Source organism: Salegentibacter sp. UBA1130 (genome assembly GCF_002311535.1).
Classification (GTDB): Bacteria; Bacteroidota; Bacteroidia; order Flavobacteriales; family Flavobacteriaceae; genus Salegentibacter; species Salegentibacter agarivorans.
Genome location: NZ_DCAP01000007.1, coordinates 19525 through 32968, shown reverse-complemented (window position 1 = coordinate 32968; position 13444 = coordinate 19525). Strand labels below are relative to the sequence as shown.

Here is a 13444-nt window from a genome sequence, read left to right as displayed (position 1 = left end):
TCAAAATACTATTTTTGTGAAAAATGCTAAATAATATGCTGAAAGTAGGCGTGCTTGGTGCAGGACACTTAGGAAAGATACATTTAAAATTACTCAACCAATCTGAAAAATATGAGCTTGTAGGTTTCTACGATGCCAACTCAGAAAATGCGGAAAAGATTTCTGCGGAATTCGGTTATAAAAAATTCGATACTATAGAAGAACTCATCGGGGCAGTAGACGTGGTAGATGTAGTAACTCCTACCCTTTCGCATTTTGAAGTAGCAAAAAAAACAATTACGGCAGGCAAACATCTTTTTATAGAAAAACCCATTACCAACACATTTGCTGAAGCCGAAGAACTTATCGCTTTAGCAAAAAAACACGGCGTAAAAGGCCAGGTAGGCCACGTAGAGCGCTTTAATCCCGCATTTAGAGCTGTGGCTTCCAGGATTGAGAATCCTATGTTTATAGAAGCGCATCGCCTTGCAGAGTTCAATCCGCGCGGAACAGATGTTCCCGTGGTTCTGGATTTAATGATTCACGATATTGATGCTGTTCTAAGCGTAGTAAAGTCGAAAGTGAAAAACATTAATGCCAGTGGAGTTTCAGTAATTAGTGATACTCCAGATATTGCCAACGCCAGGATTGAATTTGAAAACGGATGCGTAGCCAACTTAACAGCCAGCCGAATTTCAATGAAAAATATGCGTAAATCCAGGTTTTTTCAGCGAGACGCTTATATCTCTGTAGATTTTCTGGAGAAAAAATGCGAGGTGGTAAAAATGAAAGATGCCCCCGAAAAAGAAGATGATTACGCAATGATCTTGCAAAATGCAGAAGGAGTAAAAAAACAAATCTATTTTGATAATCCTAATGTTTCTCCAAACAACGCCATTTTAGACGAGTTAGAAACTTTTGCCGACGCGATAAATAATAATACCACACCAATAGTAACGCTAGAACAGGGCGCTGAAGCCTTGCGTGTTGCCAACGGAGTTATTGAAAGTTTTAGTAAGTAATATAAATACTATTTCAGTCGATTTTAAAGCTGAAATTCATTTAAAAACCACACAAAATGAAAAATATAGCAGTTATAGGAGCAGGAACTATGGGTAACGGAATCGCCCACACTTTTGCTCAATTTGGATACAAAGTAAATCTTATAGACATTTCTGAGGAAAGTCTGGATAAGGGGATGAAAACTATTTCGGGGAATTTAGACCGAATGGTTTCTAAAGAAAAAATAAGTGCGGCAGATAAAGAAGCAACGCTTAACAACATCACCACGTATACCGATATTCCTAAAGGTGTTAAAGAAATTGACCTTGTAGTTGAAGCTGCTACAGAAAATGAGGATTTAAAACTGAATATCTTTAAGCAACTGGACGAAAATTGTTCAGCCGAAACCATTTTGGCGAGTAATACTTCTTCAATTTCTATTACAAAAATCGCTTCAGTAGTTTCCAATCCAGAGCGTGTTATTGGAATGCATTTTATGAACCCGGTGCCAATTATGAAACTGGTAGAAATTATTCGTGGTTACAGCACCAGCAACGAAGTTACCTCGTCTATTATGGAACTTTCAGAAAAACTAAATAAAGTTCCGGTTGAAGCGAATGACTATCCCGGTTTTGTGGCTAACCGAATTTTAATGCCAATGATTAACGAGGCGATTGAAACCTATTATAATGGCGTTGCGGGAGTAAAAGAGATAGATACAGTAATGAAACTCGGAATGGCGCATCCAATGGGTCCGCTTCAATTAGCCGACTTTATTGGTTTAGATGTTTGTCACTCTATCCTTGAGGTGATGTACGACGGTTTTAAAAATCCGAAATACGCACCCTGCCCTCTATTGACTAATATGGTGATGGCCGGGAAACTGGGAATAAAATCTGGAGAAGGTTTTTACGACTATTCTGAAAGTAAAAAAGCCGAAAAGGTTTCAGCACAATTCAGCTAAATAAATGTATAATTAGATTTGACAAAAATACTTCCATTTAGAGCTGTAAGGCCGCAACGGGCCAAAGCCGGACTTGTAGCTACAAAATCTTTTGAAGATTATACTGAAGCTGAAATAAGAGCGATTTTGCAGTATAACCCGTATTCATTTTTACATATTCTGAATCCGGGTTATAAATTTCAGCACGAGATAACTGGTGGGCAGCGCTTCCAGATGGTAAAAAATCGCTACCTGGAATTCAGGGAAGAAAATTCATTTATAAAAGATGAAAAACCGGCCTATTATCTTTATAAAATAGTAAGCAGGGAAACTACTTGTTGTGGTATTATTGCTGCTGCCAGTGCCGAAGATTATGAGAATAACCTCATTAAAAAACATGAAGATACAATTGCAAGCCGTGAAACTTTGTTTAAGGATTATCTTAAAGTAGTGGGCTTTAATACCGAGCCGGTTCTGCTCACCTATCCCGATAATTCTAAGATAAATGAGGTTATTGACCAGGTTATGCAAACTCGCGCCGAATATGAATTTGCCACTGTAAACCGGGAAATTCATTATCTCTGGAAAATAGATCAGGTTGATTTATTAAAGCAAATTCAGGAAGAATTTGAGCAAATGCCTCATTTGTATATCGCAGACGGTCACCATCGAAGTGCTTCCTCCTATTTGTTGGCGCAGGAATCCAGGAAGGCTAACCCAAATCATACCGGGAAAGAACCTTATAACTTTTTTATGAGTTACCTTATTTCAGAAAGTAACCTTAATATTCACGAATACAGCAGACTCATTACCGATTTAAACGGGAATACCAAAGAAGAATTTCTTATCCATCTGGATGAATATTTCAGAATTGAAAACCACGGGATGGAAGTTTATAAACCCCAGCAAAAGCATCATTTTAATATGTATTTAGACGGGGAATTTTATTCGCTTTATTTACGAAAAACAAACTATGAATTTGGAGATTCTTTGACTAAATTAGACCCATATATTCTGTATAAGAAAGTGCTACAGCCAATTTTGGGCATTAAAGACCTTAGAAATGATAAGCGTATTTCTTATATTCACGGTAAAAATGATTTAATTGAGCTTAAAACCCGTATAGATAAAGGTGAATTTGCAGTCGGTTTTGGAATGCTCCCCTTAAGTATTGAAGAAATAAAAGAAACTGCCGACGAAGGTTTAACCATGCCTCCCAAAAGCACCTATATTGAACCCAAACTTTTAAACGGCCTTACCATCTACGAGTTTGAAACCAACTAAAAATTGATTGCATGAGTATTTCTGGAAATATAAAAAAATATAAAACTGAACTGCCTGAAGATGTCACTTTAGTGGCTATTTCTAAAACCAAACCTACAGAAGATCTTTTAGAAGCCTACGAGGCCGGCCAAAGACACTTTGGAGAGAATAAAATTCAGGAAATGACTGATAAATGGGAAGAACTTCCAAAAGATATTAAATGGCATATGGTGGGCCACGTACAGCGAAACAAGGTAAAATATATGGCGCCTTATGTTTTCCTTATTCACGCGGTAGATAGTTTAAAATTATTGAAAGAAATTAATAAAGAAGCCGACAAAAATGACCGGTCTATAGATTGTCTTTTGCAAATTAAAATTGCCGAAGAGGATAGTAAGTATGGTATTTCAGCAGAAGAAGCTAAAGAAATATTAGATTCAGAAAAGTTTAAAAGTTTTGATCGGGTAAAAGTAAAAGGACTTATGGGAATGGCCACTTTTACTGATGATGAAACTCAGGTTAAAAAAGAATTTGAACATCTTAAATCGGTTTTTAACGATTTTAAAGCGACATATTCAAATATGAATATCCTTTCTATGGGAATGAGCGGAGATTATAAAATCGCTTTAGATTGCGGTAGTAATATGGTACGCATAGGAAGTGATATTTTTGGTGAAAGGAATTATTAAGAGATAGAAAATATTTTTTGTACGCAGTAGTAGACATAGAAACCACCGGTGGTAAATATAACGAAGAAGGAATTACAGAAATAGCAATTTATAAATTTGATGGTTTAAAAGTAGTAGACCAGTTTATAAGCCTTGTAAATCCCGAAAAGCCAATTCAACCCTTTGTGGTAAACCTCACGGGAATTAATAACGATATGCTTCGTAATGCTCCCAAATTTTACGAGGTAGCCAGGCGCATTGTAGAAATTACAGAAGATTGTGTACTGGTAGCCCACAATGCTAAATTTGATTATAGAATTCTTAGAACCGAATTTAAAAGACTTGGTTTTGATTTTGAAAGAAGATCGCTATGTACCGTAGAACTTTCTAAAAAACTTATTCCCGGCCAGGCCTCTTATAGTTTAGGAAAACTGGTTAGAGCTCTGGGAATTCCTTTAAGTGACAGGCATCGTGCCAGTGGAGATGCCCAGGCAACTGTAAAGCTTTTTAAAATGCTACTCGCAAAAGATATTGAAAAGAATATTCTAAAAGATGCGGTAAAATTAGAGCCAAAACGCCAAATAGATACACGTCTTGTTTATATCCTTGAAGATTTACCGGGAATTACGGGCGTTTATTACTTTCATAATGAAGAAGGTGAGATTATTTACATTGGAAAAAGCAGGAATATTAAAAAACGGGTTACCCAGCATTTTACCAACGAGCAGCGTAAAGCTCGTGAAATGCAAAAAGAAGTTAGCTCGGTTAGTTTTGAAGCCACAGGAAACGAACTGGCAGCACTTTTAAAAGAAAATCAGGAGATAAAACATAATAAGCCTAAATTCAATAAGGTTTTAAAAAAGAATATATTTAGCCACGCCCTCTATCACTCTACCGATGAAGATGGTTATATTAATTTAAAAATTGGTCGTGCCGGTAAGAAAAATAGTATCACTACTTTTTCTTCTTTAAAGCGAGCTCGCAACGTTTTAGAGATGTGGATAACAAAATATGAACTCTGCCCCAGGCTCTGTAATCTTGAAAAAGGCAATGGAAACTGCTTTAATTATACCATAGAAAAATGCAACGGAGCCTGTATAAAAGAAGAATCGGCTGAAGCTTACAATGAGAAAGTGAGAGCATTAATCAATCAGCATTCTTATAAAACCCAGCATATGCTGGTTATAGATCGTGGTCGTGATATAGACGAAAAAAGTGCATTGCTGGTGGAAGATGGTGAATTTAAGGGGATTGGATATTTCAATTTAAACCACCAGATTAATAATATAGATATTATTAGGTCTATAATTACCCCTATGAAAAACGATCGCGATGCCCAACATATTATTCAAAGCTATTTACGCCGAAATTCGCGGTTAAAAATTATACCATTAGCGCCAGCTACTTAAATAAATTTTAATTTACTTAGATGCTTCAGCAATTTACTTAAATTTGAATAATTCCTAAAAATTCTATTTTTGAGCAGAACGCAACCCAAACCAGGCTGGAAATCTAAAATCCACGAAATAATTTACGAAGCCGATACCCCGGCGGGTAAATTTTTTGACGTTGCTCTACTTGTTGTTATCGCCATAAGTATTATCCTGGTAATGCTGGAAAGCGTAAGCAGCCTTAACTTAAAATATTACTGGCATTTTTATATTGCTGAATGGATCATTACCATAATTTTCACGATAGAATATATTTTAAGGATTATTGCTATTAAAAAACCTAAAAATTATATTTTTAGTTTCTATGGTATTGTAGATTTACTCTCCACCCTTCCCACCTATCTGGCTTTTCTATTTGGTGGTCATAATTTACTTTTTGCTGTAAGAGCCTTAAGATTGCTTAGAGTATTTAGAATTTTAAAGATTACACGTTATATAGGCGAATCTAACCGACTTTTATTAGCCTTACGTAACAGCCGTCCAAAAATTATTGTTTTCCTCTTTGCCGTGCTTATTATTTGTGTAATTATGGGAACGGTAATGCATTTGGTTGAAGGAGAAGAAGGAGGTTTTGATAATATTCCGCTTAGTATTTATTGGGCTATTGTTACCCTTACTACCGTGGGATTTGGAGATATTCACCCCATCACTCCGCTTGGTAGGTTTATCGCATCATTTATTATGATTGTAGGTTACGGAATTATTGCCGTACCAACCGGTATTGTGACTTCTGAAATTACCCGGGCTCAAAAAAATAAGATTCCTACCAATACCCAGGTTTGCCCGCATTGCAACGAAACCAAACATATGGATGATGCTGAATTTTGCCATAACTGCGGAAAACCACTTCATGAACACTAATTACCTTATTAACATCCTGGGGCCTACCGCCATTGGCAAGACTTCATTAGCCATTAATCTCGCTAAAAAGTTTAATACTGAAATAATTTCAGCAGATTCCCGGCAATTTTATAAAGAAATGCGAATTGGCACCGCCGTCCCTTCAACCGAAGAACTGGAGGCTGCTAAACATCATTTTATTCAACATATTTCTATTGAAGATGCTTATAATGTGGGCGATTTTGAAGCTGAGGCGATTCAGAAATTAGAAGAAATTTTCCAGGATCACGATGTTGTGATAATGGTAGGCGGCAGTGGTTTATACACCAAAAGCGTTCTGCAAGGCCTGGATTATTTTCCCGAAGTTCCTGCAGAAATTAGGAAAAATTTAAACTTAAAGTTTGAGGAAAATGGATTGGTTCCTTTACAAAAGAAACTCCAAAAATACGACCCTGAATATTATAACATAGCCGATGTTGAAAATCCGCAGCGAGTTATAAGAGCGCTTGAAGTTTGCATAACTTCAGGCAAACCATATTCCTCTTTTTTAAATCAGCCTAAAACACAGCGGGATTTTATCCCGATAAGCATAGGTCTTACTGCCGATCGTGAAATAATTTATGAACGTATAAACCGGCGTGTAGATTTAATGATAAATGAAGGATTACTGGAAGAAGCAGAAAAACTTTTTGCTCACAAACATTTAAATGCTTTAAACACCGTAGGCTATAAAGAACTTTTCAGTTACTTGGAAGGAAAAATTTCCCTTGAAACGGCAGTTTCAGAAATTAAGAAAAACACCCGAAGATTCGCAAAAAGACAGCTTACCTGGTTTAGAAAAGACCACGATATACAATGGTTCGATTTTAAAACCCCTCCGGAAGAAATTCAGGAATTTATTGAGGGAAAAATCACTGAATTTGCAAAGTGATAGATAAAAAAACCTCCCCTCCTTTTCAAGGAGGGGAATGAATTCAGCGCAACTGAAGAAAGGGGTGGTTAAGCCCCAATCTTAAATCTCAATTTTTGCCCCGAGTAATTTTACAAATTCTCTAATAAATGCGGCGTGACCCGGCCAGGCTGGTGATGTTACCAGGTTGCCATCTACCACTGCTTCAGTAGGCTTAACTTCTTTATAATTCCCTCCTACCAGTTCTATTTCTGGACCAATTGTGGGGTATGCGGTGAGTGTTCTGCCTTTTAAAACTTTTGCTACGGTAAGAATTTGGATAGCGTGGCAAATAGAAGCCACCGGTTTATCTTTTTCAAAGAAATGCTTAGTGATTTCAATTACTTTTTTATTCAGCCTAAGATATTCTGGTGCCCGGCCGCCGGCCATTACAAATCCGTTATAATCGTCTGCAAATACCTCATCAAAAGAATAATTGAGTTCAAACAAATGACCTGGTTTTTCAGTGTAGGTTTGGTCTCCTTCAAAATCGTGAATTGCAGTTTTTATCTTGTCGCCTTTCTTTTTTCCCGGGCATACCGTATGCACGGTGTAGCCCAACATTTCTAACATCTGGAAAGGAACCATAGTTTCATAATCTTCAGCGAAATCACCGGTTAAAAAAAGTATTTTTTTCATAATTAATCAGGTTTTGATTTGACTTTTAAGTTAAGAAAATTCATACTTAGCACTGGTAATCAGTTTTTAAAAAATAGTTAAATATAATTTTTGACTGCAAATTTTAAAAAAGCTTGAGTAACTTTTGGGTTCAGGCAAAAAACATAATTATGCAAGATCGCAGGACATTTATTAAAAAATCAGGGCTATTTGTGGCCGCTACTACACTTCCAATTCCCAATTTTCTACTTCATAAAAATAAAGAAAAATTAGGCGTAGCTCTGTTAGGCCTTGGAAACTACAGTACCGGGCAACTTGCACCGGCGCTTCAGGAAACCGATTATTGCGAGTTACGAGGTATTGTAACCGGAAGTCCTGAGAAAATACCGGTATGGCAAAAGAAATACGGGATTAAAGATCAAAATGTGTATAATTATGATAATATGGATGAAATTGCCAATAACGATGATATAGATGTGATCTATGTTGTTGTACCCACGGGGCTTCACGCAAAGTATGCAATTAAGGCCGCTAATGCAGGGAAACACGTTTGGTGTGAAAAGCCTATGGCAAAAACCTCGGAAGAATGCCGACAAATAATTGAGGCCTGTAACAAAAATGGGGTAAAACTTTCCATTGGTTATAGAATGCAGCACGAAAAAAATACGCAAACCTTAATGAAATGGGCTGAAACCAAACCTTTTGGTAGTATGAAAAACCTAAAAGCCGAAGCCGGTTATTATGGAGACCCTATGAATCCCTGGAAACTGGAAAAAGAAATGGGTGGCGGTGCTATGTATGATATGGGCGTTTACCCGTTAAATGCAGCGCGCTATACCACTGGCTTAGAACCAATCTCGGTTAGTGCAAAACATATAATTAACAGACCAGAAATTTTTGACGAAGTTGATGAAACTACGGTTTTTGATCTTGAATTTCCTAACGGAATTACTGCCAATTGCAGAACCAGTTTTGGAGAAAGTATGAATAATCTTGAAGTAGATTGCAAAGATGGCTGGTATTATTTAAGACCTTTCCAATCATACTCCGGAGTGAAAGGAAAAGCCAGCGATGGGACTGTTTTAGCTCCATTCGGGAAAAATCAGCAAGCTGTACAAATGGATGATGATGCCCTGGCAATTATCAATGATAAAAAAGTAATGGTTCCCGGGGAAGATGGATTAAAGGATATTATAATCCTGGAAAAAATATATGAATCTGCCAGTAAAAACGGGGAACGTTTAAGCTTATAATCAGGTTTTGGAAAAGGGAATTTTTATTATGGTTTCTACTCCAGCCTCTTTATTGCGTATTTTAAAACTGGCCCCTTTTCCGTAAAGCGTAAGTAAACGATCCCTGATATTAGAAATCCCCACTCCTTTTTCTAATAAAGTTTCTTGTTCTTCGGTAAGTGGTTTTCCATTATTGTATACACTAAGCACCAGGAACCCTCTGGATTTAAAAATATTGATCACAATTTTTAAATGTATATTATGGTAAGAATAACCGTGTTTAACCGAATTTTCTATAATGGGTTGTAATAGCAGTGATGGCACTAAATGATCTAACAGGCTTTCGTCTATATTCTTCTCGATTATCAAATGATCTGAAAACCTAAGAGTGAGAATATTTAAATAATAGTCCAGCATTCGTAATTCCTTTCTCAGGGTAACTTTATAGTTCTCGCTGCTGTATAAAATTTCACGAAGCAGGTCGCTTAGATCTGCAATGGTATCCTGGGCTTTTTTAGCATCTATTTCAACTAAAACCGAAATAGAGTTTAAGGTATTGAATAAAAAATGCGGCTGTAGCTGAGAAGATAACATCTTCATACGCGTATTGGTAAGTTGAGATTCCAGTAGCGTCTTTTGCTTCTCGGTCTCTTTTACCTGTTTTAAATAATAATAGGTGTAGATGATAAAAATCATCGCAAAGTAGATCAAAAAATTAAGATCTATTACGAATATCATTCGGTCTATACTGGCTTTTAAACTATAGTCGGCAAAAGTCATGAGCCCGAGTAAAATTCCGTAGAGATCAAAGAAAAAACGAATTACAAACCCTATTAATATTGAAAATAAGGTATGCAGTAAAAAAATTTTTATCCACGAATAGTTTTTATCTAAAAGGCGCTTAGTACTTATCGCAATCAGGCTCATATAAACCACTACAATAATCCAGTCTATAAGCAAGTTATGGATAATAATGTCGTGCCAGGATTCTACGGTTTCCCGGGAAATGAATGCGCGCATATAAGCCAGTTTGCCTAAATATACCAGGTTGAATAACGTGTAGAAGGCCGCCAAAAGCAAAATAAGCTTTACGTCTATATATTTATTTTTTAAGGCTGAAAAGCTCATCTTGAGGTTCTTTAAATTCCGAGTTTATCAAATAATTCCTTTTTATTGGATTTGCTGATGCGTAATAATTTATTATCTCTCATTTTTACATCTACTTCAGAGAAATCTGAATGCACAATTTCTTTAATGTGATTAAGATTAATAATGGCCGATCTATGAATTCTGAAAAAGGCATGGTTTTTAAAAAACTCTTCAAGGTTATTTAAAGATTCCCGCAGTAAATATTTACTATTTTCAGTATAAATTTCAGCATAATAGCCAGAAGCACAGATATAACTAATCTCGTTGGGTGTTAGTAAAACGGTTTTATTACCCTGCCTAACCGGAAGTTTTAAAGGAATTTTGGAGGTTTTCCTGTCTTTGCTATAAACCTCAAACAAAGTTTGCAGGCGCTTTTCAAAATTTTCCTGAACTTCATTATTTGAGATATTAAGTACTTTTTTTATAGTTTTAAAAAACCGCTCGTCGCGAAAGGGTTTCAGCAGAAAATCGAAGGCATCTACATCAAAAGCTTTCGTGGCATAATTATCATAAGCAGTTACAAATACAACTACTGGTTTTGGGTTCACATGAAGCTTCTGCAGCACTTCAAATCCACTCATATCTTTCATACTAATATCAAGAAAAACAAGTCCCGGCTTAAGCTTATTAATTTGAGTAATCGCCGATTTCCCATTGGAACATTCACCCAAAACTTCAATTTCCTTTACTTCAGCAAGCAGGTTAAGCACTCTTCTTCTTGCCAGTTCTTCATCATCTACAACAAGTGCTTTCATAATTTTACATTTGAGATATACCCATGTAATTTAAAACTATTTTTTCTTGTTAAATATTTTTTTGAATCTAAGTAATTGATATAAAATAATTTAGTGAATGAATAAACCTAATTCTGCTACCAGGGATATATTTTATGATGTGAATAGTCTCCTATTTGATATAAAGCATAAAAAAGCCTGTAAAGTTTTTTAAAAGCTTCATTTAGACTGAAGTTTATACTTTACAGGCATTAGTTAAAGGTTCTGAAGAGATTACATACCGGCCACACGCTCTTCATTTATATTTTTAGGATCAATTTTAATAATTTTTGATTTATCATTTTTTACAACTTTAATTCGATAAAGTTCTTTATCCAGAAGCTTCCCCTGCCCCCTGGCTTTATAATTATTCTTTACCATACTCCAGCCTTCGGTTTGTCTCCATAATTCATTTCTTACTGCAAGAGGCAAAGCAATATCTTTAAATAGTTGCCTGGTTCGGTTTAATACTCCTTCTTTTGAATAATTTGCTTCAAGAAATCCTTTACTGGATTGAAAACGTACTAAATAACTATCATAATCTTTATATTTCACTTCTTCAATAAATTTAGAAATATCAAAATAAGACTCCATAAATGCCATCGGATTTTTAGTGAATTCAGCAGCAAAACTATCGCTCACATTATAGCGGTATTCATCGGGATTATCGGTTTCCTCCAGAACAAAGGGAGAATAAGCAATTCTAGTTTCTTCCAGTTGAGTAATTCTCTGGGCGTAGCTACTAAAGCTAAAGCTCACAAGCATCAAAATAACGACTGATTTTTTCATAACAATTAATTTTTAAGATTTATAAACGGTTTAGGTACAAGCTTGTATTTAATTATATCCTAAAGTTAATTAGCAAAACAGGTGAAATAATAAGGAATGATCCAGACTATATTTTTTTGGTAATGAACAGGTAGAAAATTGATATAAAGCGCGTAAACTGAATTGGACCTATTTTAGAAATCGAAAATTTTTACTAATTTTATAAACTTTTTATACTCAAAAAATTATTCTTATTAAGACTTCCACTACGCATAAAAATTATAAAGCAGACGTTGCAAATATTAATAAAATTCCCATCGTTACTCAGTTATTGGATATTATTTGTCTTACAACCGGGATGGGTTTTACCGCAATTGCGCGGGTCACAGAAGATAAATGGATTACCTGCGCTGTTAACGATAAAATTAAATTCGGATTAAAACCCGGAGATGAATTAAAAGTAGAAACAACTATTTGTAACGAGGTACGTCAGCACGAACAGGCTGTTTTTATAGATAATGTAGCCACAAGCGAAACTTATGCCAAGCATCCTACTCCCGCGATGTATGGTTTTTCAAGTTATATTTCGGTTCCATTATATAAAAAAGATGGAAGTTTTTTTGGTACTATTTGCGCTATAGATAAAAAGATAGCTAAAATTGATACCGAAGAAATTAGAGGGATGTTTCAACTCTATGCTGAATTAATTAGCTTTCACCTGGAAGCAATTGAAGAAAAGGAGAATGCCGTTGCCGAATTAAACGAAGAACACCAAATAGCTGAATTGCGGGAACAATTTATTGCAATTTTAGGTCACGATCTAAAAAACCCCATCGCCACTACGCGGATGAGTGCTGAAATCTTAATGAAATTTAGTAAGGAAGATATTGTAAAGCGCAATGCTTCCCTTATTAAATCTACCAGCATCAGGATGGAAGGTTTAATAGATAATCTTCTAGATTTTGCCCGCGGCCGCCTGGGAGAAGGTATAAAGCTTAATAAAACTACCGATTCCAAAAAACTGGAAGATGTATTGAAACAGGTGATTAACGAATTAAAGATTATTTCTCCCCAACAGAAAATTTCTTCTAAAATTCAATTAGAAAATCCGGTAAATTGTGATCCAGACCGTATTGCACAATTATGTTCTAACCTTTTAGGAAATGCAGTAACTCATGGTACTTCAGATGAATCTATAGAACTTGAAGTGGTATGTTTAAATGGAGAGTTTAAATTAGAAATTACCAACAATGGGACGAAAATCCCTAAAGAAGTAAGGGAAAAATTATTTGAACCATTTTATCGTCTTGAAGGAGAAGAGCCCAAAAAAGGTTTAGGCCTGGGGCTTTATATTGCATCTGAAATTGCAGCAGCACACAATGGAGAGATAAAAGTAAGCTCTTCAGACAAAGAAACTGTTTTCAGTTTTGTGATGCCGGCGCAAAGCTAACCCGGGACAGCCTAAAAGCTATCTTAGTTACTTTATAAAATAGCAGCCTAAAATATTAGGTTAAGAGTTCCTAATACTGCAAAAATAGCCGCAACCACTATCCAGGCCAGAATTAATAAAATAAATAGTTTAGCCAGAAAATGAAACCCTGATGTGGCTGTTTTGTAATTCTCCAAAAAAATATAAAAAGGATTCATAGCACAAATATTAAGGTTAGACATAGAACCTATATAGAAATTCGCTATAAAAAAGTAGTGGTAAAAACTTATTTTACTGAAAAGATATTATTGAAGCTTTTAGCCCTCAAAATAATTTGTCCAGAATTTTTAAAGGTAATTTTCCACCATATTCTAAAGTTA

At 35.6% G+C, this 13444-nt stretch carries 13 protein-coding genes; 9 read left to right on the top strand and 4 right to left on the bottom strand.

Features of this window, described 5'->3' with window-relative positions:
- The first annotated feature begins 35 nt into the window (after positions 1 to 35).
- The 7 genes from B4F31_RS02195 to miaA all read left to right on the top strand — a co-directional run bounded on the left by B4F31_RS02195 (position 36) and on the right by miaA (position 7077).
- Entirely contained in the window at positions 36 to 1001 is a 966-nt protein-coding gene (locus B4F31_RS02195) for a Gfo/Idh/MocA family protein (protein WP_093305952.1), read from the top strand.
- Between the two features lie 56 nt (positions 1002 to 1057).
- Positions 1058 to 1945 (top strand): 3-hydroxyacyl-CoA dehydrogenase family protein, encoded by an 888-nt coding sequence (locus B4F31_RS02190; protein ID WP_093305881.1) that lies wholly within the window; start codon positions 1058 to 1060, stop codon positions 1943 to 1945.
- An 18-nt stretch (positions 1946 to 1963) separates the two neighbouring features.
- The gene (locus tag B4F31_RS02185) at positions 1964 to 3208 is read left to right on the top strand and encodes a DUF1015 domain-containing protein (RefSeq protein ID WP_093305883.1); all 1245 of its coding nucleotides are present in this window, start codon (positions 1964 to 1966) and stop codon (positions 3206 to 3208) included.
- Positions 3209 to 3219: 11 nt separating this feature from the next.
- Entirely contained in the window at positions 3220 to 3876 is a 657-nt protein-coding gene (locus B4F31_RS02180) for a YggS family pyridoxal phosphate-dependent enzyme (RefSeq protein ID WP_286760511.1), read from the top strand.
- 17 nt (positions 3877 to 3893) lie between these two features.
- Complete coding sequence (locus B4F31_RS02175; RefSeq protein WP_286760510.1) at positions 3894 to 5264, top strand: exonuclease domain-containing protein; 1371 nt, start codon at positions 3894 to 3896, stop codon at positions 5262 to 5264.
- Positions 5265 to 5333: 69 nt separating this feature from the next.
- Entirely contained in the window at positions 5334 to 6167 is an 834-nt protein-coding gene (locus B4F31_RS02170) for an ion transporter (RefSeq protein WP_093305891.1), read from the top strand.
- Positions 6157 to 7077, top strand: coding sequence for a tRNA (adenosine(37)-N6)-dimethylallyltransferase MiaA (gene miaA / locus B4F31_RS02165; protein WP_093305893.1), 921 nt, complete (start codon positions 6157 to 6159; stop codon positions 7075 to 7077). The genes B4F31_RS02170 and miaA overlap by 11 nt, the downstream gene beginning before the upstream one ends.
- An 81-nt stretch (positions 7078 to 7158) precedes the next feature.
- Here miaA and B4F31_RS02160 read toward each other — a convergent pair whose 3' ends face one another.
- The gene (locus B4F31_RS02160) at positions 7159 to 7734 is read right to left on the bottom strand and encodes a DJ-1/PfpI family protein (protein ID WP_093305895.1); all 576 of its coding nucleotides are present in this window, start codon (positions 7732 to 7734) and stop codon (positions 7159 to 7161) included.
- A gap of 149 nt (positions 7735 to 7883) precedes the next feature.
- On the opposite strand from B4F31_RS02160, the gene B4F31_RS02155 reads away from it, so the two are divergent.
- Positions 7884 to 8966 carry a Gfo/Idh/MocA family protein gene (locus B4F31_RS02155; RefSeq protein WP_286760509.1) on the top strand — a complete coding sequence of 361 codons (1083 nt, stop codon included), beginning with the start codon at positions 7884 to 7886 and terminating at the stop codon, positions 8964 to 8966.
- On the opposite strand, the gene B4F31_RS02150 is transcribed toward B4F31_RS02155, so the two are convergent.
- From B4F31_RS02150 to B4F31_RS02140, 3 genes are all read right to left on the bottom strand, one after another.
- Positions 8967 to 10073, bottom strand: coding sequence for a sensor histidine kinase (locus B4F31_RS02150; protein WP_093305899.1), 1107 nt, complete (start codon positions 10071 to 10073; stop codon positions 8967 to 8969).
- Between the two features lie 11 nt (positions 10074 to 10084).
- Complete coding sequence (locus B4F31_RS02145) at positions 10085 to 10849, bottom strand: LytR/AlgR family response regulator transcription factor (protein ID WP_093305902.1); 765 nt, start codon at positions 10847 to 10849, stop codon at positions 10085 to 10087.
- A gap of 252 nt (positions 10850 to 11101) precedes the next feature.
- Positions 11102 to 11656 (bottom strand): hypothetical protein, encoded by a 555-nt coding sequence (locus B4F31_RS02140; protein WP_093305904.1) that lies wholly within the window; start codon positions 11654 to 11656, stop codon positions 11102 to 11104.
- Between the two features lie 310 nt (positions 11657 to 11966).
- On the opposite strand from B4F31_RS02140, the gene B4F31_RS02135 reads away from it, so the two are divergent.
- Positions 11967 to 13085, top strand: coding sequence for a GAF domain-containing sensor histidine kinase (locus B4F31_RS02135; RefSeq protein ID WP_349675913.1), 1119 nt, complete (start codon positions 11967 to 11969; stop codon positions 13083 to 13085).
- Positions 13086 to 13444 lie beyond the last annotated feature (359 nt).